30 protein-coding genes are annotated in these 22,997 nt (G+C 70.3%); 13 read left to right on the top strand and 17 right to left on the bottom strand.

Going from position 1 to position 22,997, the window contains the following annotated elements; genetic code table 11:
• Positions 1-32: 32 nt before the first annotated feature.
• The 5 genes from ACYSUO_RS29810 to ACYSUO_RS29790 all read left to right on the top strand — a co-directional run bounded on the left by ACYSUO_RS29810 (position 33) and on the right by ACYSUO_RS29790 (position 5,160).
• Positions 33-410, top strand: a complete 378-nt coding sequence (locus ACYSUO_RS29810; RefSeq protein WP_461779329.1) for a YraN family protein — start codon at positions 33-35, stop codon at positions 408-410.
• Entirely contained in the window at positions 410-2,029 is a 1,620-nt protein-coding gene (locus ACYSUO_RS29805) for a YifB family Mg chelatase-like AAA ATPase (protein WP_461779328.1), read from the top strand. Before ACYSUO_RS29810 ends, ACYSUO_RS29805 begins: the two co-directional genes overlap by 1 nt.
• Positions 2,030-2,102: 73 nt before the next feature.
• A complete protein-coding gene (gene dprA / locus ACYSUO_RS29800; RefSeq protein ID WP_461779327.1) occupies positions 2,103-3,269 on the top strand; it encodes a DNA-processing protein DprA in 1,167 nt (388 codons plus the stop codon).
• 350 nt (positions 3,270-3,619) lie between these two features.
• Positions 3,620-4,462, top strand: a complete 843-nt coding sequence (gene whiG / locus ACYSUO_RS29795; protein ID WP_327661374.1) for an RNA polymerase sigma factor WhiG — start codon at positions 3,620-3,622, stop codon at positions 4,460-4,462.
• A 140-nt stretch (positions 4,463-4,602) separates the two neighbouring features.
• Entirely contained in the window at positions 4,603-5,160 is a 558-nt protein-coding gene (locus ACYSUO_RS29790) for a TetR/AcrR family transcriptional regulator (RefSeq protein ID WP_461779394.1), read from the top strand.
• Positions 5,161-5,203: 43 nt separating this feature from the next.
• Here the strand turns inward: ACYSUO_RS29790 and ACYSUO_RS29785 are convergent, their stop codons facing one another.
• Entirely contained in the window at positions 5,204-5,749 is a 546-nt protein-coding gene (locus tag ACYSUO_RS29785) for a M23 family metallopeptidase (RefSeq protein ID WP_461779326.1), read from the bottom strand.
• 289 nt (positions 5,750-6,038) lie between these two features.
• Here ACYSUO_RS29785 and rpsB point away from each other — a divergent pair, with 289 nt between their 5' ends.
• From rpsB to ACYSUO_RS29755, 6 genes are all read left to right on the top strand, one after another.
• On the top strand, positions 6,039-6,950 hold the full coding sequence (rpsB, locus tag ACYSUO_RS29780) for a 30S ribosomal protein S2 (protein WP_426900422.1): 912 nt from the start codon (positions 6,039-6,041) through the stop codon (positions 6,948-6,950).
• 121 nt (positions 6,951-7,071) lie between these two features.
• On the top strand, positions 7,072-7,908 hold the full coding sequence (gene tsf / locus ACYSUO_RS29775) for a translation elongation factor Ts (protein ID WP_403851666.1): 837 nt from the start codon (positions 7,072-7,074) through the stop codon (positions 7,906-7,908).
• A 171-nt stretch (positions 7,909-8,079) separates the two neighbouring features.
• Complete coding sequence (gene pyrH, locus ACYSUO_RS29770; protein ID WP_426900418.1) at positions 8,080-8,850, top strand: UMP kinase; 771 nt, start codon at positions 8,080-8,082, stop codon at positions 8,848-8,850.
• Between the two features lie 156 nt (positions 8,851-9,006).
• Positions 9,007-9,564, top strand: coding sequence for a ribosome recycling factor (gene frr / locus ACYSUO_RS29765; RefSeq protein WP_266714650.1), 558 nt, complete (start codon positions 9,007-9,009; stop codon positions 9,562-9,564).
• A 32-nt stretch (positions 9,565-9,596) separates the two neighbouring features.
• Positions 9,597-10,829, top strand: coding sequence for a phosphatidate cytidylyltransferase (locus ACYSUO_RS29760; protein ID WP_461779325.1), 1,233 nt, complete (start codon positions 9,597-9,599; stop codon positions 10,827-10,829).
• A 186-nt stretch (positions 10,830-11,015) separates the two neighbouring features.
• Positions 11,016-11,672, top strand: coding sequence for a YceI family protein (locus ACYSUO_RS29755; protein ID WP_461779324.1), 657 nt, complete (start codon positions 11,016-11,018; stop codon positions 11,670-11,672).
• An 11-nt stretch (positions 11,673-11,683) separates the two neighbouring features.
• Here the strand turns inward: ACYSUO_RS29755 and ACYSUO_RS29750 are convergent, their stop codons facing one another.
• Both ACYSUO_RS29750 and ACYSUO_RS29745 read right to left on the bottom strand, forming a co-directional pair.
• Positions 11,684-12,643 carry a pyridoxal-phosphate dependent enzyme gene (locus ACYSUO_RS29750; RefSeq protein WP_461779393.1) on the bottom strand — a complete coding sequence of 320 codons (960 nt, stop codon included), beginning with the start codon at positions 12,641-12,643 and terminating at the stop codon, positions 11,684-11,686.
• Between the two features lie 101 nt (positions 12,644-12,744).
• Positions 12,745-13,122: a VOC family protein gene (locus ACYSUO_RS29745; RefSeq protein ID WP_461779323.1), complete on the bottom strand. Its 378-nt coding sequence runs from the start codon at positions 13,120-13,122 to the stop codon at positions 12,745-12,747.
• A gap of 356 nt (positions 13,123-13,478) precedes the next feature.
• On the opposite strand from ACYSUO_RS29745, the gene ACYSUO_RS29740 reads away from it, so the two are divergent.
• Positions 13,479-13,694 (top strand): DUF6243 family protein, encoded by a 216-nt coding sequence (locus tag ACYSUO_RS29740; RefSeq protein WP_461779322.1) that lies wholly within the window; start codon positions 13,479-13,481, stop codon positions 13,692-13,694.
• Positions 13,695-13,934: 240 nt separating this feature from the next.
• On the opposite strand, the gene ACYSUO_RS29735 is transcribed toward ACYSUO_RS29740, so the two are convergent.
• The 14 genes from ACYSUO_RS29735 to ACYSUO_RS29670 form a co-directional block, all read right to left on the bottom strand.
• Positions 13,935-15,197 (bottom strand): tyrosine-type recombinase/integrase, encoded by a 1,263-nt coding sequence (locus ACYSUO_RS29735; RefSeq protein WP_461779321.1) that lies wholly within the window; start codon positions 15,195-15,197, stop codon positions 13,935-13,937.
• Complete coding sequence (locus tag ACYSUO_RS29730; RefSeq protein ID WP_389857225.1) at positions 15,197-15,391, bottom strand: helix-turn-helix transcriptional regulator; 195 nt, start codon at positions 15,389-15,391, stop codon at positions 15,197-15,199. Before ACYSUO_RS29730 ends, ACYSUO_RS29735 begins: the two co-directional genes overlap by 1 nt.
• 2 nt (positions 15,392-15,393) lie before the next feature.
• Positions 15,394-16,767 (bottom strand): replication initiator protein RepSA, encoded by a 1,374-nt coding sequence (gene repSA / locus ACYSUO_RS29725; protein WP_461779320.1) that lies wholly within the window; start codon positions 16,765-16,767, stop codon positions 15,394-15,396.
• Positions 16,760-16,951: a hypothetical protein gene (locus ACYSUO_RS29720; protein ID WP_461779319.1), complete on the bottom strand. Its 192-nt coding sequence runs from the start codon at positions 16,949-16,951 to the stop codon at positions 16,760-16,762. Before ACYSUO_RS29720 ends, repSA begins: the two co-directional genes overlap by 8 nt.
• Before the next feature lie 87 nt (positions 16,952-17,038).
• The gene (locus tag ACYSUO_RS29715) at positions 17,039-17,353 is read right to left on the bottom strand and encodes a SpdD-like protein (protein WP_461779318.1); all 315 of its coding nucleotides are present in this window, start codon (positions 17,351-17,353) and stop codon (positions 17,039-17,041) included.
• Positions 17,354-17,379: 26 nt separating this feature from the next.
• Entirely contained in the window at positions 17,380-17,535 is a 156-nt protein-coding gene (locus tag ACYSUO_RS29710; protein ID WP_328633431.1) for a hypothetical protein, read from the bottom strand.
• Between the two features lie 10 nt (positions 17,536-17,545).
• The gene (locus tag ACYSUO_RS29705) at positions 17,546-17,737 is read right to left on the bottom strand and encodes a mobile element transfer protein (protein WP_422475426.1); all 192 of its coding nucleotides are present in this window, start codon (positions 17,735-17,737) and stop codon (positions 17,546-17,548) included.
• A gap of 5 nt (positions 17,738-17,742) precedes the next feature.
• Complete coding sequence (locus tag ACYSUO_RS29700; protein ID WP_461779317.1) at positions 17,743-17,928, bottom strand: hypothetical protein; 186 nt, start codon at positions 17,926-17,928, stop codon at positions 17,743-17,745.
• Between the two features lie 19 nt (positions 17,929-17,947).
• Positions 17,948-18,646 carry a DUF2637 domain-containing protein gene (locus ACYSUO_RS29695; RefSeq protein ID WP_461779316.1) on the bottom strand — a complete coding sequence of 233 codons (699 nt, stop codon included), beginning with the start codon at positions 18,644-18,646 and terminating at the stop codon, positions 17,948-17,950.
• Between the two features lie 3 nt (positions 18,647-18,649).
• Positions 18,650-18,835 carry a hypothetical protein gene (locus tag ACYSUO_RS29690; RefSeq protein ID WP_351337695.1) on the bottom strand — a complete coding sequence of 62 codons (186 nt, stop codon included), beginning with the start codon at positions 18,833-18,835 and terminating at the stop codon, positions 18,650-18,652.
• Positions 18,836-18,914: 79 nt separating this feature from the next.
• Positions 18,915-20,282, bottom strand: a complete 1,368-nt coding sequence (locus ACYSUO_RS29685) for an FtsK/SpoIIIE domain-containing protein (protein ID WP_461779315.1) — start codon at positions 20,280-20,282, stop codon at positions 18,915-18,917.
• Between the two features lie 2 nt (positions 20,283-20,284).
• A complete protein-coding gene (locus ACYSUO_RS29680) occupies positions 20,285-20,641 on the bottom strand; it encodes an SCO3933 family regulatory protein (protein WP_266714676.1) in 357 nt (118 codons plus the stop codon).
• Between the two features lie 205 nt (positions 20,642-20,846).
• Positions 20,847-21,365 (bottom strand): hypothetical protein, encoded by a 519-nt coding sequence (locus tag ACYSUO_RS29675; RefSeq protein ID WP_461779314.1) that lies wholly within the window; start codon positions 21,363-21,365, stop codon positions 20,847-20,849.
• A 79-nt stretch (positions 21,366-21,444) separates the two neighbouring features.
• Complete coding sequence (locus ACYSUO_RS29670) at positions 21,445-22,224, bottom strand: GntR family transcriptional regulator (protein WP_461779313.1); 780 nt, start codon at positions 22,222-22,224, stop codon at positions 21,445-21,447.
• A gap of 18 nt (positions 22,225-22,242) precedes the next feature.
• Between ACYSUO_RS29670 and ACYSUO_RS29665 the strand changes: the two genes are divergently transcribed.
• Positions 22,243-22,710, top strand: a complete 468-nt coding sequence (locus ACYSUO_RS29665; RefSeq protein WP_461779312.1) for an NUDIX hydrolase — start codon at positions 22,243-22,245, stop codon at positions 22,708-22,710.
• Positions 22,711-22,997 lie beyond the last annotated feature (287 nt).

The raw sequence follows: 22,997 nt of genomic DNA, 5'->3' as shown, positions 1-22,997 counted from the left end.
GCGTCAGCGTGGGTGCCGGAGGTGGTGCCGACGTGAACGCACGGGGAGCACTGGGGAAGTACGGCGAGGATCTGGCCGCGAGGCGGCTGACCGAAGCCGGGATGACGGTGCTCGCGCGCAATTGGCGCGCGGGCAGGTCCGGCGAGATCGACATCGTGGCGCGGGACGGCGACGCGATCGTCGTGTGCGAGGTCAAGACCCGCAGCGGACAGGGTGGAGAGGCCGGGGCCTTCGAGCATCCGATGGCCGCGATCACACCGGTCAAGGCGGCGCGGCTGCGCGATCTCGCCGAGCGCTGGGTGCAGGAGCACGGGGGAGCGCCGCCCGGCGGCGTCCGCATCGATCTCATCGGCGTGCTGCTGCCTGAGCGCGGAGCGCCCTGCGTCGAGCATGCGCGAGGGGTGTTCTGATGGGCTTCGCGCGTACGTGTTCCGTGGCCCTCGTGGGAGTCGAGGGCGTCGTCGTCGAGGTGCAGGCGGACCTGGAGCCGGGCATCGCCGCGTTCACGCTGGTGGGGCTGCCGGACAAGAGCCTCTCGGAGAGCCGCGACCGGGTCAGGGCGGCGGTGGTCAATTCCGGGGGCGACTGGCCGCAGAAGAAGCTCACGGTGGGGCTGAGCCCGGCGTCCGTACCCAAGGGTGGTTCGGGCTTCGATCTGGCCGTCGCCTGTGCCGTGCTCGGCGCCGCCGAGCGGATCGACCCGAAGGTCCTCGCCGACATCGTGATGATCGGGGAGCTGGGCCTCGACGGTCGGGTGCGGCCGGTGCGGGGCGTGCTCCCGGCCGTGCTCGCGGCGGCCGACGCCGGATACGAGCAGGTGGTGGTCCCCGAGTGCACGGCGGGCGAGGCGGCCCTCGTGCCGGGCGTATCGGTCCTCGGCGTGCGCAGCCTGCGCCAGCTCATCGCCGTGCTCACGGACGAACCGGTGCCGCAGGAGGAGGCGGACGAGCCGGGGCGGCCCGATCCAATGCTCGCCGGCCTGAGCATGCCCGGCAGCGGTGTCGGCACGGGCCTCGGCGGCTCCGCGCACGACGGGCAGGGACTCGACCTCTCGGAGGTCGTCGGGCAGCTGTCCGCCCGTACGGCGATCGAGGTCGCGGCGGCGGGCGGACATCACGTGATGCTGTCCGGGCCGCCGGGCGCGGGCAAGACGATGCTCGCCGAGCGGCTGCCCGCCATCCTGCCGCCCCTCACCCGTGAGGAGGCCCTGGAGGTCACGGCGATCCACTCGGTCGCGGGAATGCTGCCGCCGGGCAAGTCGATGATCGACACCGCGCCGTACTGCGCCCCGCACCACTCGGCGACCATGCAGTCCCTCGTCGGGGGCGGGCCGGGGATGGCCAGGCCTGGCGCGGTGTCGCTGTCGCACCGGGGCGTCCTGTTTCTCGACGAGGCCCCCGAGTTCAGCGGCAAGGCGCTCGATGCCCTGCGCCAGCCGCTCGAGGCGGGGCACGTGGTGATCGCGCGCAGCGCCGGGGTGGTGCGACTGCCCGCGCGGTTCCTGATGGCGCTCGCCGCGAACCCCTGCCCCTGCGGGCAGTACCGGGCGCTGGGCGGCGAGTGCGACTGCCCGCCGGCCACGGTCCGCCGCTACCAGGCCAGGCTCTCGGGGCCGCTGCTCGACCGGGTCGACCTCCGCGTGGAGGTGGACGCCGTCACGCGCAACGAGCTGGCGGGGTACGGGCCGCGGGGCGAGAGCACCAAGGTCGTCGCGGACCGGGTGCGGGAGTCCAGGGAGCGGGCGGCGGCCCGGTTCGCGGACACCCCGTGGCGGACCAACAGCGAGGTGCCGGGCCACGCCCTGCGCACCCGCTGGCCCGCCGCCCCCGGCGCCCTCGACGAGGCGGAGCTCGACCTGGAGCGCGGCTTCCTCACCGCGCGCGGCCTCGACCGGGTGCTGCGGGTGGCCTGGACCGTGGCCGACCTCGCAGGACGGGGCCGCCCGTTCGCCCAGGACGTGGCCCTCGCACTCCAACTGCGGACCGGAATCTCGCGCGGGGTGCCGATGACGATTGGGGCGGGGGCGTGACAGGGGGCGGGTCTGGCGTGTCCGGAGCGCCGGCCCGGGCCCGGGTGGCGGTGTTGAGGGAGGGCGGGGCGTGATGGGGGTGGAAGCGGGCGACGACGTGCGGCTTGCGCGGGTGCGGCTGACGCGGATCGTGGAGCCGGGCTGGGAGCTGGCCGGGCAGTGGTTGCGGGAGTTCGGGGCCGTGGAGACGGTGCGGCGCATCGAGGCGGGAGAAACGGGTGAGCCCTTGCCCCGGGTGCGGTCAGGGCGCTGGGCGGGGCTTGTCGCGCGGGCCGCGGACGCGCCGCCTGCCGAGCGGGATCTGACGCGGGCGGCGGCGGCCGGGGCGCGGTTCGTGTGTCCGGGAGACGCCGAGTGGCCGGGGCAGTTGGACGACCTGGGGGACGGGCGGCCGATCGGGCTCTGGGTGCGGGGCGGGCCGAGCCTGCGGATGTGGGCGCTGCGTTCGGTGGCCGTGGTGGGCGCGCGGGCCTGCACGGACTACGGGGTGCGGATGGGCGCGAGCCTCGGGGCCGGGCTCGCCGAGCGGGGCTGGGTCGTGGTCTCGGGCGGGGCCTACGGGGTCGACGCCGCCGCGCACCGTGGGGCGCTCGGGGCGACCGGGGCGACGGTGGCCGTGCTCGCCTGCGGCATCGACCGGATCTATCCGCGGGGGCACGCCCAGTTGATCGACCGGGTCGCGGAACAGGGACTCGTGATCGGGGAGTTGCCGCCCGGGGACCATCCGACGCCCAGCCGGTTCATCCTCCGGAACCGGGTGATCGCCGCGCTCACCAGAGGCACCGTCGTGGTGGAGGCGGCCTATCGCAGCGGAGCGCTCGGCACGGTCCGTTGGGCGCAGCGCCTCGGGCGGCACGCGATGGGCGTTCCGGGGCCCGTGACCAGCAGCGTCTCCGCGGGAGTGCATGAACTGCTGCGCAAGGAGGCGGTGCTGGTGACCGACGCGGCAGAAGTCGTGGAGCTGGTCGGGGAGATGGGTGAGCTCGCGCCCGAGCGCCGTGGACCGGTGCTGCCCCGCGATCTGCTGCCACCGGGTGCGGCAAGGGTGCTCGCCGCGCTTCCCGCACGCGGGGTGTGCAGCGTCGCCGAGGCCGGCCGCGGGGCGGGGACGAGTCGGGACGAGACGATCGGGAGGTTGTACGAACTGCGCTCTTTGGGGTTCGTCGAACGACACGGCGAGGGCTGGCAGTTGACACGCCAGGCGATCGAATCGGTCTTTCCCGGAGGGGAGCTGTTCTGACGCGGAGCGTTGCGCCGTCCGGATGACCCCCGATGACCTTGGCAATTCCGGCAGTTGGCGCTTTGTCCCGCTCGGGCGGGGTGGCGGAATCGTCCACGCGAGTCGACAAAGGGAACGTATCTGCGCAACGACGATCTCGCACCCTTCGCACACTGCGACGCTCCAGTCACGCTACGCTCACCAGGATCGGAGTTCGTCCCCTCCCATCCGGAATCAGGTGGGTAGCTCGGTACCAGTCATCACCAGACGGGCAACACGGCATCTTCACAGGCAGAGCGATCACAGCGACCAGTACGTCAAGCACCCTCGGTTTCCTGGGTACGCAGCAGCAGAACGGCACAAGGCGGCGCATGCCACAACACACCTCAGGGTCCGACCGGGCGGCGGTACCCCCCGCCGCGCGCGGCTCCAGCGTGCGGCCTCCGGCTCCCTCCTCCCTCGAGGAGCTGTGGAGGTCGTACAAGGCGACGGGCGACGAGCGGCTGCGCGAGCAGCTGATCCTGCACTACTCGCCGCTGGTGAAATATGTGGCGGGCCGGGTCAGCGTGGGGCTGCCGCCCAATGTGGAGCAGGCGGACTTCGTCTCGTCCGGGGTCTTCGGGCTCATCGACGCGATCGAGAAGTTCGACATCGAGCGGGAGATCAAGTTCGAGACGTACGCGATCACCCGGATCCGCGGCGCGATGATCGACGAACTGCGCGCGCTCGACTGGATTCCTCGGTCCGTGCGGCAGAAGGCGCGCAACGTGGAGCGTGCCTACGCCACCCTCGAGGCCCAGCTGCGGCGCACTCCTTCGGAGAGCGAGGTGGCCGCGGAGATGGGGGTCGCGCTCGAGGAACTGCACGCGGTTTTCAGTCAGTTGTCGCTGGCGAACGTGGTGGCGCTGGAGGAGCTGCTGCACGTCGGCGGTGAAGGCGGCAGCGACCGGCTCAGCGTCCTGGACACGCTCGAGGACCACGCCGCGGACAACCCGGTGGAGGTCGCGGAGGACCGGGAGCTGCGGCGCTTCCTGGCGCGGGCGATCAATACGCTGCCGGAGCGCGAGAAGACCGTCGTCACGCTCTACTACTACGAAGGCCTGACGCTGGCCGAGATCGGCAATGTGCTCGGCGTCACGGAGAGCCGGGTCAGTCAGATCCATACGAAGTCCGTGCTGCAGCTGCGGGCGAAGCTGGCGAGTTTCGGGCGCTGAGAGGGGCGCGACCCGGCGGTGCGGCGAATCGTGCCTGCCGCGTGCCTGCCTCCGGTCGGGGGTCCGTGAAGCCCCACCGGCTCCCGTCGCGGGCCGCATCTTCGTAAAGTGGAGACGTGCCTAGGATTCGAGCGGCCTCTGTGGCCGAGCACCGGTCGATGCAGCGCGGCGCCCTTCTGGACGCGGCGCGCTCCCTGCTGTCCGAGGGCGGGACGGACGCGCTGACGTTTCCCGCGCTTGCGGAGCGGACGGGGCTCGCGCGCTCGTCCGTCTATGAATACTTCAAGTCGCGCGCGGCCGTGGTCGAGGAGCTGTGCGAGGTCGACTTTCCGGTGTGGGCCGCGGAGGTCGAGGCCGGGATGGCGCGGGCCGAGGCGCCCGTGGGCAAGGTCGAGGCGTATGTGCGGGAGCAGTTGGCGCTGGTGGGGGACCGGCGGCACCGGGCGGTCGTCGCCATCTCCGCGAGCGAGTTGGACGCCGGGGCGCGGGAGAAGATCCGGGCCGCGCACGGCGGGCTCGTCGCGATGATCGTCGAAGCGCTCGAGCAGATGGGGCATGCGCAGCCCCGGCTCGCCGCGATGCTGGTCCAGGGTGTGGTGGACGCGGCCGTGCGCAGGATCGAGCTGGGAGCCGCGGAGGAACCCGGCGTGATCGTGGACGCGGCCGTGGGGATGGCGCTACGCGGCGTCCGCGGCTGAGCGGCCGGCTCGGCCGACGAGTGCCCCTGGCCGCCCGCCCGGCTCAGCCGAAGAGCGCGCCCGGCCACTCCCACCCCCACACCGGCAGCAGCCTCGACCGTCCCCCGCGCATCAGTGACGGGTCCAGGAGCGTCAGCGGATTCAGGTAGGTGTCGCCCCGAAGCAGGCCCCAGTGCAGGCACGACGGGGCGGCGCTCGGGCAATGGCCCGTGGGGAGTTGGAGGGTTCCCACCACCTCGCCGGCCGTGACCTTCTCGCCCTTGCGGACCGCCGGTGTCACCGGTTCGTACGTCGTGCGCAGCGGCGGGTCGCCGGTGTCCGGGAGCTCCAGGGACACCGCGCCTCTGCCCGCGATCTCGCCCGCGAAGAAGACCTTGCCGTCGGTCACCGCGCGTACGGGGGCATCGATGGGGGCCGCCAGGTCGACGCCGCGGTGGCCCGGGCCGTAGGGCGTCGCCGGAGGCGCCCAGGCGCGGACCACCGCGGGCCGCTCGCCCACCGGCCACAGACGGGCGTCCCCCGCCCGCGCCGAGGACGGGAAGGCCAGCAGCACGAGCAGTGCGACCGTCACCGTGAGTAGTTTTCGCATGGCGCTCAGGTTCCACCGCGGAGCGGCTCCGCGGGGATCATGGCCGGGAAACGTGGACTACCGAACGGTTGTGGACAGCGGCGTCACCCGGTACCTCGCGGGTCCCGTACACTTCATGTGGCGATCCGGCCCACCGGATCGACTTCGCACGCCCCGACACCGGGCCTCACAGGCTTCGTGTCAGTGGCCTATCGGTCCCGTACGACCGCCTCGCAAGAGCGCGAGCGTACGCGGCAGGCACACGCAGTGGGCGTCAGGAAACAACCGAGAAAACACAAGGAGTACGGCCATGGCCGTCGTCACGATGCGGGAGCTGCTGGAAAGCGGCGTCCACTTCGGTCACCAGACCCGTCGTTGGAACCCGAAGATGAAGCGCTTCATCTTCACGGAGCGCAACGGCATCTACATCATCGACCTTCTCCAGTCGCTGTCGTACATCGACCGCGCCTACGAGTTCGTCAAGGAGACCGTCGCCCACGGCGGCACGGTCATGTTCGTCGGTACGAAGAAGCAGGCGCAGGAAGCGATCGCCGAGCAGGCGACCCGCGTCGGCATGCCCTACGTGAACCAGCGCTGGCTGGGCGGCATGCTCACCAACTTCTCGACCGTCTACAAGCGTCTGCAGCGCCTCAAGGAGCTCGAGCAGATCGACTTCGAGGACGTCGCCGCGTCCGGTCTCACCAAGAAGGAGCTTCTCGTGCTCTCGCGCGAGAAGGCCAAGCTGGAGAAGACCCTCGGTGGTATCCGCGAGATGTCCAAGGTTCCCAGCGCCGTCTGGATCGTGGACACCAAGAAGGAGCACATCGCTGTCGGCGAGGCCCGGAAGCTCAACATCCCGGTCGTCGCGATCCTCGACACGAACTGTGACCCCGACGAGGTCGACTACAAGATCCCGGGCAACGACGACGCGATCCGCTCCGTCACCCTGCTCACCCGCGTGATCGCCGACGCCGTCGCCGAGGGCCTCATCGCCCGCTCCGGCGTGGCCACGGGCGACCAGAAGCCGGGCGAGAAGGCCGCCGGCGAGCCCCTCGCCGAGTGGGAGCGCGACCTGCTCGAGGGCGAGAAGAAGGCCGACGACAAGGCCGAGGCCAAGCCCGCCGAGGACGCCGACAAGGCCGAGGAGAAGGCTCCGGAGGCTCCGGCCGCCGAGGCTGCCGCCCCCGCCGAGGCCCCGGCCGCGGACGCCGAGCAGGCCTGACCCGTACGGGATTCGGTTGCATGAGGTGACGGCGGGGGTCGACTACGACCCCCGCCTTCACCCGTGACCGTCACCTTCGTTCTCACACTGCTTCAGACTTCGTAGAGAGAAAACCAGGATCATGGCGAACTACACCGCCGCTGACGTCAAGAAGCTCCGCGAGCTCACGGGCGCCGGCATGATGGACTGCAAGAAGGCGCTCGACGAGGCCGACGGCAGCGTCGACAAGGCCGTCGAGGCCCTGCGCATCAAGGGCCAGAAGGGCGTCGCCAAGCGCGAGGGCCGTTCCGCCGAGAACGGCGCGGTCGTCTCCCTCATCGCCGACGACAACACCTCCGGTGTCCTCGTCGAGCTGAAGTGCGAGACGGACTTCGTCGCCAAGAGCCCGAAGTTCCAGGCCGTCGCCGACCAGCTGGTCGCCCACGTCGCCAAGACGTCCCCGGCCGACCTCGAGGCGCTCCTCGCGTCCGAGATCGAGGCCGGCAAGACCGTCCAGGCCTTCGTCGACGAGGCCAACGCCAACCTCGGCGAGAAGATCGTCCTGGACCGCTTCGCGCAGTTCTCGGGCGCGTACGTCTCCGCCTACATGCACCGCACCATGCCCGATCTGCCCCCGCAGATCGGTGTTCTGGTCGAGCTGGACAAGGCCGACGCCGAGCTGGCCAAGGGCATCGCGCAGCACATCGCCGCCTTCGCGCCGAAGTACCTCACCCGTGAGGACGTCCCGGCCGAGATCGTCGAGTCCGAGCGCCGCGTCGCCGAGGAGACCACGCGCGCCGAGGGCAAGCCGGAGGCCGCGCTTCCGAAGATCGTCGAGGGTCGCGTCAACGGCTTCTTCAAGGAGGCCACGCTGCTCGGTCAGCCGTACGCCCTCGACAACAAGAAGTCCGTCGAGAAGGTCCTCCAGGAGGCCGGTGTCACCCTGAAGCGCTTCTCGCGCATCAAGGTCGGCATCTGAGTCCGTACCGCGCCAGACGCGAGACCCCGCTAGGGTCGACAGCAGTCGTTCGGGAACGCGCCGGACGACCGCAGTTGTGACGAGGAGGCCATTGCCGCGCATGGGATGCGAACCACCCCACCGGCAATGGCCTTCTTCGTATGTGTGCCAAGCAAAAGAGGCGAGAATCCCATGACCACCACCCAGGCCGACAACGGTGACAAGAGCGACGAAGGCAAAGGCGCGGGGCGCTTTCTGCTGAAGCTTTCCGGCGAGGCGTTCGCCGGGGGCGGGGGTCTGGGCGTCGACCCCGACGTGGTGCACGCCATTGCCCGTGAGATCGCGGCCGTCGTACGCGAGGGCTGGCAGCTCGCCGTCGTCATCGGCGGCGGCAACTTCTTCCGCGGCGCCGAGCTGCAGCAGCGCGGCATGGACCGCGCCCGCAGCGACTACATGGGCATGCTCGGCACGGTCATGAACTGCCTGGCCCTCCAGGACTTCCTGGAGAAGGAGGGCATCGACTGCCGCGTGCAGACCGCCATCACGATGGGTCAGGTCGCCGAGCCGTACATCCCGCTGCGCGCCGTGCGTCACCTGGAGAAGGGCCGCGTCGTCATCTTCGGCGCCGGCATGGGCATGCCGTACTTCTCCACCGACACCACCGCCGCGCAGCGCGCCCTGGAGATCGACGCCCAGGCGCTGCTCATGGGTAAGAACGGTGTCGACGGCGTCTACGACTCGGACCCGAAGACCAACCCCGAGGCCGTGAAGTTCGACGGGCTCAGCTATGGCGAGGTCATCACCCGCGACCTGAAGGTCGCCGACATGACCGCGATCACCCTGTGCCGCGACAACAAGCTGCCGATCCTCGTCTTCGAGCTCATCACGTCGGGCAATATCGCCCGCGCGGTCAAGGGTGAGAAGATCGGGACCCTTGTGGGCGAGCAGGGCACCCGCGCCTGACACCCTCCCGTCCCCCTGGGAACCCCGTGTCCTCGGAGGTTCCCTGAGGGATGGACAATGTCCTGCCGGTCGGACACCGTGCAGGAAAGACACGCGACGCAGCCGACCGCGCCCCCGTGCCGGCCGGGCCTCACTCAAGACACGCAGGAGCAAGTGGTGATCGAAGAGACCCTCCTCGAGGCCGAGGAGAAGATGGAGAAGGCCGTCGTCGTCGCCAAGGAGGACTTCGCCGCGATCCGCACAGGCCGTGCGCACCCGGCGATGTTCAACAAGATCGTGGCCGACTACTACGGCGCCCTTACGCCGATCAATCAGCTGGCCTCCTTCTCGGTGCCCGAGCCGCGGATGGCCGTGGTGACCCCGTTCGACAAGAGCGCGCTGCGCAACATCGAGCAGGCGATCCGCGACTCCGACCTCGGCGTCAACCCGAGCAACGACGGCAGCATCATTCGTGTGACGTTCCCCGAGCTGACCGAGGAGCGCCGCAAGGAGTACATCAAGGTCGCCAAGGCCAAGGCCGAGGACGCCAAGGTCTCCATCCGCTCCGTGCGCCGCAAGGCCAAGGACACGATCGACAAGGCGATCAAGGACGGCGACATCGGCGAGGACGAGGGCCGTCGCGGCGAGAAGGAACTGGACGACACCACCACGAAGTACGTGGCCCAGGTCGACGAGCTGCTCAAGCACAAGGAAGCCGAGCTGCTCGAAGTCTGAGCGAGCGCGGAAGATCGAGGTTCGAGGAATCCGTGAACGACTCTTCCTGGGGTGCGCCGACCGGGCCCGGACACCGTGGCCCGACCGACGGCCAAGGGTCCGCCCCTGGTCAGGGGCCCGCGTACGGGCAGGTGCCGGCGTACGGCCAAGGGCCGTCGTACAACCAAGGACCGTCGTACGACCACGGGCGCGCTCCGGCGGGTCCCGCGTACGAACGGCACGCGGTCGATGAGACTCGGCCCATGCCCATCGTGCCCGATATGCCTGATACGCCTTCTGGTGACGGAAGGGGCGACGACCAGGACGACCGGGGGGCCGCTCGGCTGAGTGGTCCCTTGTTCCGCGACGAGGCGCCGGGCCGGCCGGAGTCGGCCGGGCGGCACTCGGGACCCGCGGAGCCCGCCCCGTCCGCGGAGCCCTCGGGGTCCTCGCAGCCCGGACCGCCCAAGAAGAAGAGTGCGGGCCGGGACCTCGGGGCGGCCATAGGCGTCGGCGTCGGGCTCGGCGCGGTGATCATCGCTTCGCTCTTCATCGTCAAGGCCGTGTTCGTCGGCGTGATAGCTGTCGCCGTCGTCGTCGGCCTGTGGGAACTGACCTCGCGGCTCGAGGAGCGCAAGGGCATCAGGGCGCCGCTCGTGCCGCTCGCCGTCGGCGGCGCGGCCATGGTGGTGGCCGGGTACGTACGGGGCGCCGAGGGCGCCTGGGTGGCGATGGCGCTGACCGCGCTCGCCGTCCTCGTATGGCGCATGACGGAGCCTCCCGAGGGCTACCTCAAGGACGTCACGGCGGGCGTCTTCGCGGCCTTCTACGTGCCGTTCCTCGCGACCTTCGTGGCGATGATGCTCGCCGCGGACGGCGGGGAGTGGCGGGTACTCACGTTCCTGATCCTGACCGTCGTCAGCGACACCGGGGCGTACGCGGTCGGCTGGCGCTTCGGCAAGCACAAGCTCGCGCCGCGGATCAGCCCCGGCAAGACCCGCGAGGGCCTGGTCGGCGCCGTGTCGTTCGCCATGGTGGGGGGCGTGCTGTGCATGCAGTTCCTGGTGGACGGCGGCACGTGGTGGCAGGGCCTCGTCATCGGCGCCTGCGTCGCAGCCAGCGCGACCCTCGGCGACCTCGGCGAGTCCATGATCAAGCGGGACCTGGGGATCAAGGACATGGGGACGCTGCTGCCGGGCCACGGCGGGATCATGGACCGGCTCGACTCCCTGCTGCCGACGGCACCGGTCGTCTGGCTGCTCCTGGTGCTGTTCGTCGGTTCCTGAGGAACGCCCCTCGCAAGAGCCCCCGTGAAGGCCACGTGAGAGCCACGTGAGAGCCCCCGTCCGTAATCGGACGGGGGCTCTCCGTATGTGCCCCGACGGGACTTGTGAAGACCTGTTCGCGAAGGTGGGCGGGTTCGTTGAGGGGGGCTTGCGGGTGTTCTTTACGCTCAAGTAACAACATGCCTCATGAACATTTTCGGTCGCAGCTTCTCATCCCGGCGCGCAGAGGGATCCGCTGCTCCGGGGGCCGCCGGCACCGCGGTACTGCCCGACCCGGCCGGTCACGACCCCTCCATGGCGGCGCTCACCGGCAGTTGGATGGTCGACCCCGCACACAGCAGGATCGGGTTCTCCGTCCGGCACGCCATGGTGACGACCGTGCGCGGCGCCTTCTCGGAGTACCAGAGCCGCCTCTACTTCGACGGCGACGACCCGTCGCGCTCCTCAGCCGAGCTCGTCCTCGCCACGGCGAGCGTCGACACGGGTGTCGAACAGCGGGACGCCCACGTGGTGGGCCGTGACTTCCTGAACGCCTCCCAGTACCCGCGGATGACCTTCAAGAGCACCGCCGTCGAACTGGTGGGCGACGATGTCTACCGGATGCACGGCGACCTGACCATCAAGGACGTCGCCCGCCCCGTCGTCCTCGAACTCACCTACATCGGCTTCGTCACGGACGCCTTCGGCGACGAGCGCGTCGGCTTCGACGGCACCACCACCATCAACCGCACCGATTGGGGCCTGACGTACAACGCCCGCCTCGCCCAGGGCGGCAACATGGTCAGCGAAAAGGTCCGCCTCCAGTTCGACATCGCGGCCATCCGTACGCCGTCGGGGCGCTGAGGCGGTCGGAGTCACCGGAGCCCGAGGCGCTCGGCCCAGGCGCCCACATCGGCGGTGGTCGCGTTGCCGCCGCAGATCACCAGGCCGAGGCTGGCGTCCTCGCCGACGCGTGCCAGTACCTGGCGGGCACCGGGCAGCAGGCACCCGGCGGCGGGCTCGGCCCAGACCTTCGCGTGGTCGGCCAGGTCGAGGGTGCCCTGGACCGCTTCGGCATCGGTCACCGTGAGGACGTCGGTGAGCAGGGCCGATGCGTGCTCGTAGGTGAGTTGGGAGGCGCTGGGGGCGCTGAGGGTCGAGACGAGCGAGGACAACTCGACCGGGAGCGGCTGTCCGGCGTCCAGTGCCGCCGACATGGCCCGGGCGCCTTCGGTCTCCACGCCCCACACGCGGATTCCGGGACGGCGTGCGCGCAGTGCGGTGGCGACACCGGCGGCAAGCGCGCCGCCGCCGATGCTGACGAGTACGTCGGTGAGGTCCCCGGCGTCCTGCGCGAACTCCAGGCCGACCGTGCCCTGGGCGGCGATGACGGTGGGGTCGTCGAAGGGGTGGACCAGGGTGAGTCCCGCGTCCCTGAGTTCATCGACGAGGGCGAACGCGCCCTCCGTGGTGTCGGTGATGCGGACTCGCGCTCCGGCGGCCGCTGCGACGTCCCTGGCGCCGGCGGGGGCGGACCGCGGCATCACGATGGTCGCCTCGACGTCCAGTTCGCCCGCCATGACGGCCAGGGCGATGCCGTGGTTGCCTCCGCTGACCGTGACGACTCCGGCGGCACGCTCGGCCCTGCTGAGGGTGAGCAGCTTCGCGGTCGCGCCGCGGGCCTTGAACGAGCCGGTGCGCTGCAGCAGTTCGAGTTTCACGGTGGTCGGCACGCCCAGTAGCGCGGACAACCCGGGGCTCGGAACGGTCGGGGTCCGGACGACATGCCCTGCGATCCGCTCGGCTTCGGCTTCCACGTCCGCGACAGTGATCAGCACATCCGCCTCCCGGGTCCGACTCCCGCAGCACGGCCCTCGCGGCTGCACCGCATCACACTGCTGACACCGCGCGACGGTGTCCAGGGGGCGACGGTCCGCTACGCCGCGGAGCCAGTGCTCGGTGGCGGAACGAAGACACAGAACTCGTTGTCTTCCGGGTCGGCGACCACGACCCAGCGAAATCCGTGTTCGCTCTGTTCTTCAGAGATCTTCTGGGCGCCGACCCGTTCCAGGCGGTCGACCTCGGTGTCCAGGTCTTCGGTACCGAAGTCGAGGTCGAGATGCATCCGATTCTTGCCCTGCTTCGGTTCCGGGACCTGCTGCAGGAGAAGCGTCGGTGCCGACGCGGGACCGACCAAGCTCAGATAGGGGAGTCCGTCGAAACCGCGCCGATAGTCCAGCGGGGCGAGCGCAGCGAGCCAGAACTCCGCCTGCGCCTCGATGTCGACACAGTCCAGTGTCACGACGATCTGCATGGCGAAACGCTAGAGGACCGGGTCCACCTTGACGATCCAATTTCGGCAGCAGCAATAGGAGCCCATGTCGCTACGCTGGAAACGGCCCCTGGCCTGAACGTAAGCGCAGGTCAGGGGGTAGCCGGGACTCCCTGGGTCATCGGTTCCGGGTGCTCGCCGAAGGGCCGGCCGACGCCGGCGGACCGAAAAGACTGGCGCGCGGGGCCGACGGAACCGGGTAACGTCCTTGTCATGTTCTTCCAGACGCCGATTTACGAGTGAGGGCGTGACGGGCCCCTGCCGACGTCCTTCGACGTCGCCGCCCGTCCCCCACCGATAAATCCGCAGATCACTTCACACCATCGCCGGGAGAACCCGTGACCGACAGCAAGAACATCAACAACCCCGTGGGCCAGGGCGGCGGCCAGCGCAAGAAGCAGTCCCGCGCCGAACGGCAGAACCACGGTCCGCACCGCAACTTCGACCGCCGGCGCGCAGCCGACCAGAAGGCGGAGCTGGTGCGCAAGATGCGCGAGAAGACGGGCGTAGCCGAGGGCACTGGGCAGGCGGGCGACGACACCGCACAGAGCTGACGCACCACTGGCACCGTACGGGGCAGGGCCCGGACCGCGAAGCGTGGTCCGGGCCCTGCCCCGTGCCCAGTGACCAACAGCGACCACCAGTGACAGGTGTCCCATGCGACGGCGCCAGGTCACAGCCGTTTGTCTGCGACACTGGATGAGCTATGCCTAAGCCCGGAGAACTGGCAGTGACCGGGCATCAAAAAGGCCCCCGACCTGCGCGTTTGGCGCGGATCAGGGGCCTGTTTTGGCTTACTGGGCCGTCTCTGGGCCGTCAGGCTCAGGAAGCGGCGGCAGGAACACCCGGTCGACGGCGTTGCGCGTGCGCTCCTGGCTCGACGGCATGAGGTGCGCGTACACGCGCAGCGTCAGTGCCGGGTCGGTGTGGCCGAGGTACTGGCTCACGGCCTTGATGCTCTCCCCGGCGTCCAGGAGTACGGACGCGTAGAAGTGCCTCAGTGCGTGCATGCCGTGCTCGCGAGCCGACACGTACCTCCCGTCGGGTCCGGCGTCCGGGATGAGGCCAGCGAGGGCCAGAGCGGGCTTCCAGACATGGGTGTTGAAGTTGCTGCGCCACACGATCCCGTTCGCCTCGTTCGTGAACAGGAGACGGGCCGTCACCTTCGGGCCGTCCGGCTTTCGCCACGGCAGCGTGATCTCAACCGGCTTGAAGGCGTCCATGTGGAGCCGCAGCGCCTCGGCGACGTACGACGGCAGCGGGACGTCACGCTCCTTGCCGCACTTCGGCGGGGCGAAGACGGCCTTGCCCCGGATGAGCTTCACCTGGCGGACCACGTGCAGGATGCCGGCCTCGAAGTCGATGGCGTCTTCGGCGAGACCCACGATCTCTCCCTGGCGGAGGCCACATCCGGCGCCCGTGTCGACCATGGTCCGGTAGCGCTCGGCGAGGGCCTGACGGACTGCCTGCACCTGGGTGGGCAGCCACGGGATTACGCGTCGGCGCTCGGCAGTCGGCGGGCGCACGGACTTCGCAGAGCATGGGTTCCGGGACAGGAGGCCGTCGTCCACGGCCGCGCTCAGGACGGCACGAACGTCGCCGTAGATGTTGCGCGCGTAGGCGCCGCTCACCGCCGGGTTGGCCTCCAGGGCGCTCGTGAGCTGGCGGATGTGCTCGGGGCGGAACGAGTCCAGGGGGCGCGTGCCGATGACCGGGAACGCGTGCAGGCGTAGGCGCTGCTCGGTGACGATCTGGCTGGACAGGTCCGAGGTGTGGGCCTTCAGCCACTTCTCGGCGTACTTCTTGAAGGTGATCCGGGCGGCGCGAGGGTCGATGTAGGAGCCGCGCGACATGTCCGACGCGATGTTGGTCAGCCAGTCCTCCGCGAGCCGCTTCTGCCGGTCCGGGAAGCTCTTGGACTTCTCGGTGCCGTCCGGGCCGACGTAGCGTGCGCGGTACGGGAGGCCGAGGCCGTGGCGGTCGCTCTTGACCTTGACGGGCTTGCCGTTCGGGCCGGGCTCAACCTTGAACCAGCGGTCCTGGATGTGTCCGGCCATCAGGCAGCCACCGCCATCTGGGACTCGACCCAGGCGCGTACATCGGCGGGGTCGAAGCGAAGGTGCCGGCCGACGCGGAAGCCTCGGGGGCCGGTGCGCTTGCGGCGCCACTGGTAGACCGTCTCGACCGGCACGGCCAGGAGCTCGGCGACGTCGACCGGGGTCAGGTAGCGCTCGGGCAAGGCGTGCTGCATGGTCACCACTCCTTCTCGGCAGTCAGGTCGGCGAGGGCTTCGCGGGCGGTCTCGCGGTTGAGTTGGAGGCCGCGGGCGATGGTGGCGGCCAGGGCGGATTCGCCGGGCGTGTGGCCGTGGCCCGCGTATTGCCAGTCGGCCAGGACGAGGACGGTGTCCGGTTCGAAGTCCGGGTTGCCGAGAGCCTCGCGTTCCTGGGCGGCGCGGAAGTCGGCGCGGGTCTGGCGGAGTTCGCCGAGGGTGGTCGAGTAGCGGCGGGACTTCGAGGAGAAGTGGCCCCGGAAGCCGAGCATGTGGGCCCAGGCCCAGAGGCGGCGGTCCGGGTAGAGCGGGTCGAGGTGCTTGCACGCCTCAATGAGGCGGCGGGTGTGGTCGGGGACTTGGTGGCGGTCGAGTTCGGAGAGTTCGCCGATGCGGCGGTCCAGGGTGCCGGTGGTCTCTGCGGCCTTGGTGGCGTACTTGGCGACGTAGGCGGCGACGGCCTGTTCGGTGATGTCGGAGCCGTCGCCGAAGGCCTTGACCGGGCGGACGTCGAGTTGGGTGCCCCAGCGGAAGGTGCGGGCCGGTTCGTTCTCGGCGGCCGGGACGGACACCGATGTGTAGCTGTGACTGGCGGCGGCCTGGATTGCGTCGGCGAGGAGGGTGACCGTGGCCCAGGACGGTGGCGGGGTCTCCGGGCCTTCCGGGCCGTCGATGCGGATCACCGCATGGAAGTGCAGGGCGCCGCGCTTCTGGAACTCGGCGACCTTGCCGTACGAGAGGCGGGCCGACTCCTTGAGTTCGCGCTGGGTGACTCCGGCGCGGGCGGCGATCTCGCGGCGCAGGCGGGTTGTGAAGCGCATCCACAGGTCGCCCGCGTGGTTGTTGAAGAGGACGGCGGCGGCGTAGTCGTACGTTGCCGGGTCCAGGGCCGTGCCGAGGGCCGGGTCGTCCGGGATGTGGCGGGTGCCGCAGCGGCAGGTGCCGGAGTCGGGGCGGTTGTGGACCGGGCCGAAGGACGGAGCCGTGAGCGTGGCGAAGACGCGGGGGTGGTCGCGGACCGTGGAGGGGATGTCGCGGCGGTCGTCTCCGGCCAGGCCCGCCCGGATGAGGTGGTACGTGTCGCCCGCGTACGTGAAGGCGCAGGACGGGCAGCGGGAGGCGCGGCGGTTGCCGCAGGCGAGGCGGAGACGGCCGCCCGGCTCGGTCTCGGTCGAGTAGTGGTGCAGCGTCTCGCCGGTGGTCTTGTCCTTGGTCAGGGTCCAGCCGGTGAGGTGGATGGGGTCGGAGCAGCCGCCGGTGCGCTGGATCTGGTCCTGCCAGCGGTCGAAGTCGGCGGCCGAAGCCACCCTCAGCAGGTCGCCGAGGGTGGTCGGGTCGAGGAGCGTGTCAGGCACGGGCGCCCTCCCGTGCGGAACGGTCGCGGAGGACGACGAAGCCGGTGCCGTGGCAGGCCGGGCAGTCGGCGGTGATGGTGCGCAGGTGGCCGTGCCGGTCGCGGCCGCCGAGGGTGATGGCGACGGAGGCGAAGCCGTCGCAGGCGGCGCAGATCCGGGGCGGGCGGTGGGTTCGGTGCGTCATGCTGGGGGTTCCTTCCGGTGCTTGGATCGGTTGGGGACGGCTCCCGGGTGGTGGAGACTTGGCGGTTTCAGGCCGCCCGGGGGCCGGTCAGCGGCGCTTGTGCTCGGAGTTCATGAGCGAGCGGATGACGAGCGCGGTGATGGCGGTCGATCCGGCGGTGATGGCGACGGCCAGGAGCAGCGAGACCAGGACGGTGCCGAGGATCAGGACGACGCCCGTACCGCCGACGACGAGGGTGATCAGGGCGCCGGGCGTGAGCTGGATCGTGGGGCGGGTCGAGGCCGGAGGCTGGGTTGCCACCGGGGCGGGCTGAGACTGCGTGATTGCCGTGGGCTCGACGACGGCGGGCGGCGTGACCTGGCCGGTCGGGACGGGCATGGACGGAACCTTGGGGCGCAGCATCGGGACGTACTCCCTTCCATGGGCGGTTACTTGACGGCGGTGTCGATGACCGGGGCGAGGACGCTGTCGGCGAGGAGGTAGCCGCCCAGGAGCAGGAGGGCGACGAGCCACCAGGGCGGGCGCATGAGCTTGATGCCGACCAGGCCGACGCAGGCGACGAAGAACCAGAGCGGGACGTCCATGTCGGTCTCCTCAGCGGACGCGGCAGCGGTGGGTGCGGGCGGCGAGCTGGGCGGCGGACTGGCTGGAGTAGTCCGAGGACCAGCCGCAGCGGTCGGCGGTGCAGACGGCGGCGTGCTTGGTCTGGCCGTGGCGGTCGCGGTGGGTTCCGACCTGGACGGGGCCGATCTGCATCACGGAGTGGAAGTGGTCGCGGGCGGGCATGTCGGTCAGTCCTCTCGGTGGGTGGGCTCGGGGTACTGGGCGCGGATGCTCTGGGCGACGGCCGGGTCGGCGGTCTGCTCGGCGGCGGTGTCGGCGAGCAGGTGGGCGAGGTACGGGCGGCCGGTGGCGGCCATTTCGTGGGCGGCGTCGAGGTAGTCGGCGGCGGTCAGGTCGGCGGGGTTGCTGGTCATGTCGGACCTCCCTTGTGGATCAGGTGAGTTGGGCGGCGATGGCGTCGGCCAGCTGGGGCGGGACGCCGAGGCGGGAGCGCAGGGTGTCGGGGTCGATGGCGGTGCCGGTGTTCGCCTGGTGAGCTTCGGCGACCTTGCGGGCGTGGGCGACGAGGGCGGCCGGGACGGCGGGAGCCGGTTCGGCAGGGGCAGGTGCAGGGGCCGCGGGCTCTGCGGTGGCCGTGAGCGCCGGGGTTTCCTCGGCGGCCGGAGGCTCTACGGGCTCCGGGGCCGGGGGCGTCGGCCGCTCGATTTCCGGCTCGGGTTCGGGTGCCGGCCGAACCGTCTCCCGCTCGACCTCGGCGGGCGCGGCCGTGACCGTGTGGGCCAGGAGCGTGCCGCCGAGGAAGGCGATCGCGGGCCATCCGGCGACGCCGATCCGGAGCCAGGCGGGCGGGTGCTCGACGTCGAGGAGTCCGGCGGTGGCGACGTTGGCGCCGAGCGAGGCGAACAGGGCGACGGCGAACCAGGTCCAGGCGAGCCGGGAGCGCCGGTCGCTGCGGAGCCGACGCCAGGCGGCGACCAGGAGCAGGTCGACGCTGACTGGGTAGGCCCAGGCCTTCCAGCCGTCTTGTCCGGCAGCGGCGGCCAGGTCGTGGAGGTGGGCGAAGGAGAGGGCTCCGGCGATGACGGCCTGGACGAGGACGGCGTCCGGGCGGAGCGTGGTGCGGGCCGTCACCGGTCAGCCCTCCGCCGGGTCGTCGTTGCCGTCGTACGGCATGGGCGGCAGCACCCCGATCGGGAGCGACAGGGCGAGCGCGGGGGCGATGACCTCGACGAACGCGGCATCGGTCTCGTAGCGGCGCTCGTACAGGTCCAGTGCGCCGAGGAGGGCGGCGGTGCGGGCGAAGTCCTCGTTGGCGTCCATGGGTTGGCCTCCTGTTTTGGGCATGGGCGGGGTAGGGACGTGGCGCGGGGTGGTCGCGCCGACCGTGGAGCGGAGAGGGTCAGGCCGTGACCGTGGCGGCCTTGGTGAGCGACACGGACGCCGGGGCGGGTGCGGGCACGGCGGGCCGGAAGGCGGCGAGCGCGGGCAGGTCCGGGGTGCGGTCGGCGTGGGCGTTACAGAGGTTCACGGCGGCGCGCAGCGAGGTGTGCGGGGCGCGGATGCGGGCCCAGCCGCCGGTCGAGTCACCGGCCACGGCGATGCCGGGGGTGTCGGGCGAGATCTGGATGGCGGCGAGTACGGCGTCCGGGGAGATGTCGCCGAAGGCCATGTTGGCGCTGGTCTCGTCGTTGACGCGGTGGGCGGTACGGCCGGTGAGCTGGGCGCGGAGCATCGTGATGCCCTTGCCGAGTTCGGAGCCGAAGCGCTGCCCGCAGATCTCCAGATAGATGCCGGCCGCGCGGCCGAGCTGGGCGAGGCGGACGAGCGCGGTGACGATGCGGTCGCGGCGCTTCTCCTCGTCCTTGCTGGCGAACAGGGCGAGTTCGGCGACCTCGTCGACCAGGACGACGACCGGGGTCGGGCGCAGGTCGGTAGGCAGGTCCCAGATGTCGGCGGCGATCTCCGCGTCCGGGACGCCGACGCTGATGCGCTGTTCGGCGCGGATGAGCTGGTAGACCTCCTGCATGTGGTCGACGAGCGCGTCGAGGAGTTCGAGCGCGGTGTCCGGGTCGTCGGCGAGCGCGGAGAACCGGCGGGCGAGCGGGAAGAGTTCGACGCCCTGTTTGCAGTCGATGCCGACCAGGGCGACGTCGAGCGGGGCCAGGCCGCACACGAGGTTGCGCTGGTAGACGGACTTGCCGGACTCGGTGGCGCCGAGGGTGAGGCCGTGCGGAACGGCCCGGTAGTCGCGGTAGTGGACCGAGCCGTCCTCGCGCAGTGCGACCGGTACACGTAGCGGCGACGAACCGTCGGCGGTGCTGGGCGCAGGCATCTGCACGCGCTTGAGTACGTCGTAGCCGGTCATGCGCAACTCGACTACGCCAGCCCGGAGTTCACGGGAGGCGACGCCCTGCATTCCGAAGGAGTGGCGCAGCCGGTCGGTGGCGGCGGAGAAGTCGAAGGCGTCCTGGCCGGGGCGGAGCTTGAGCCGCAGGACGAGGCCGGTCCGGGTGGGCCGAAGCCTCAGGATGCGCGGCGAACGGGATTCGGGAAGCGGCCGGTTGGCCAGTCGGGCGAGTGCGAGGCGCCAGCGCGAGGGCGGGACCGTGAGCCCGCAGGCCTCCATCACGGAGGCGTAGCGGACCAGGAGCCGCAGCGACGCGAGCACGGCGCCGAAGCAGACCCAGTACCAGGCGGGGCGCCGCCACCGCAGAACACCTGCGGCGACGGCCACCACCACGAGCACGATGACGATGAACTCGCCCATGATCAGGCCGCCTTGGCCGTCGTCGTGTTGGCGGCGAGCGAGGTGACGGCGACGGCGCGGAAGGCGATGCCGTGCCGCTTCTGCCCGTTGAACTCGTTCTCCCACGGGCGGGCGATCAGGCCGGTGAGCGCGACGGGTGTGCCCATCGTCAGCTCCTCGGAGACGCCGGTCTCGGGGACGGTGACGGACAGGATCTCCACCTGGTCGTTGGCCGCGAACATCACGTCCACGGTCATCAGCTTGCCGCCGGTCTCGACGTCCAGGGCGACCTCACCGGTCTTACGGTCCTTGACCTTGACCTGCGGGGTCTTGGCGACCATCACGGTGGCGGCGGTGGTGTCGACGGGGATCTGACGCACAGAGATCACTCCTATGTAGGGGCTGGACTCCGTCACTCATGTACATGAGTGACATGAAGAAGAGTGCAACACTCCTGTACATGAGTCAACCCGCCGCGACAGAAAAGTCACGACGGGCTTCTGTGGCTGAGCAGTTCAGCCACGTGGGGCGCTCAGTGTGGTGTGACGCGTCGCGCGGTCCGGAAGCTCGGTCGTAGCAGCCGTGTCAGTCGTCGGCGGCGACCAGGAGGGCGAGGACGCCAAGGCGGCGGTCGATGAGTACGAGTTCATGAAACTCGATGTGGATGGGGCCGTAGTCGTGGTGCGCATCCTCGGGGAGGGATCCGAGCGCGTACCGGCTCGTCGCTTGGCGGATTGGCGTGTAGGCCGCCTCTTGAAGCCTCGCGGTCAGGTCTGAGGGAAGCGGGGCACCATTGTTGGCCCACGCGGAAATCGTGCTGATCGCGCTCGACTCGTCAACGGCGGCATACGTGCCGGGAGTGATCCGGTCTGCCGACCACTGGCCATGACGCGGTTCGAGCCAGAGACCAGCCCCGTCGTAGGTGTCCCGGAACTCCGGGTGGGCGATCAGTGCGGTCAGCAAGTCCTGATCGGTCGGCGAGCCGAGGGGCAGGTGGAAGCGCTTGATGTGAACCCATCGGTATCCGTGGCCCTGCCCGTCCGGGAAGTCGTAGTCCTTGAAGTTGATGAAGGGGCTGTCCCAGTGAGTGAGCGCATGGTGCATACCAATCAGGATCCCCCAGCTGCCTGGACAGCCAAAGTTCTCGAAGGCTCAGTCTCAGCTGCGGATCGGCGAGGGTGCGTCAGTCGGCGGCAGGGATCCGGTACTCGAAAACGAACTGGTCAGCGGCCATGAGGGTGTCGCACACCTCGACCACGCGGCCTTCGGTCGTACGCGCCTCACGAATCAGATGGATCACCGGCGAGCCGGGGCTCAGCGCCAGCTCGGACGCCTCCGCCTTGGAGGCCGGGCGCCCTTGCAGTGTCTCGACGAATTCCGCGAACTCGTGCCCGTGGTCTTCAAGTCGGGCGTAGATGCCACCACCGCCGGGGTTCTCGGCGAACAGCTCGGGGATGTCCTTCACGACGTCCCACGGGAGGTACGAGGAAGCCGTCTCGACCGGGGTGCCGTTGCGGAAGTAGAGCCGTCGGCGAGCGAGGACCTGGGTGCCGGCCGGAACGCCGAGACGTTCGGCAGCATCATCCGGAGCCTCCATCGGGCCGATGTAGAGCACGCTGACCTTCGCCGTGGCGCCGGACTGCGCGGACTCGGCGAGGTAGGCAGCCTTGCCGCCCTGGCGGTGCGAACGCCGGAAGCGATCGGAGGAGCGCAGCCGTACCGGCGGCCGATCCTTCACCATCGAACCCTTGCCGTGCCGGGTCTCCACGAGCCCACTGGCCCGGACCTCGACCATCGCCTTACGAATCGTGCCGCCCGAAACGCCGTAGCGATCGACCAGCTCCGACTCACTCGGCACCAGCTCACCCGGCTTGATGACGCCAGCCCTGATCTGCTGAACCAGATCCTCAGCGATCCGCACGTACTGAGGGACGGACCTCCCCTCTCCCACTGCAGTTCCCATAGTCCTTTTCTTCCTCCTATGCTCCTGTACATGAGTAACAGCGCCAAGGAAGGCCAGTCAACGCCAGTGCACTCCGTGTCCGTAGCCGGAGTGGTGGTTCGCGACGACGGCCGACTGCTGGCCATCCGCCGAGCGGACAACGGCACGTGGGAGCTGCCCGGCGGCGTGCTCGAACTCGAGGAGACCCCGGAGGCGGGTGTACGCCGAGAGGTCTGGGAAGAAACCGGCATCCACATCGAGGTGGACGAGCTGACAGGCGTCTACAAGAACACCACCCGAGGCATCGTGGCACTGGTCTTCCGCTGCAAGCCCGCGGGCGGCGAGGAGCGCACGTCGAGCGAGTCCACGGCCGTGGAGTGGCTGACACCCGACGAGGTCTCGCAGTACATGTCCGAGGTCTACTCGATTCGACTCCTGGACGCCCTCGACGGGGCAGGCCCGCACGTCCGAAGCCATGACGGCAAGCGGCTGACGCCAGCGCGATAGAACTTTCCCTACTTCATCAAGCCCGGCTGCGCTCCGCTCCGCCGGGCGGGCTCCCGGCTCCGCCGCCCTTCGCGCTCATGCCTTCGGCCCGCGCTACGGGCGCTACGCCTACGCCCGCCCACGTGGTTGATGCCGGGGTGTTGAGGCGGGCATCCGCACGGCTCAACTCGCCTTCAAAGACGATGCCTCCGGCGGGGGATCGGCCGGCACCGGGAGCCGGGGGAAACGCTGCCGGGTGCGGGTCCGTGGGTGGTTGCGAGGGCTCCCATCCCGTCCACCGTCGACCC

The sequence above is a fragment of the Streptomyces sp. UC4497 genome, assembly GCF_054871485.1.
Note: the sequence above shows the minus strand (reverse complement) of the source record. Positions and strands in the feature narration are given on the sequence as shown.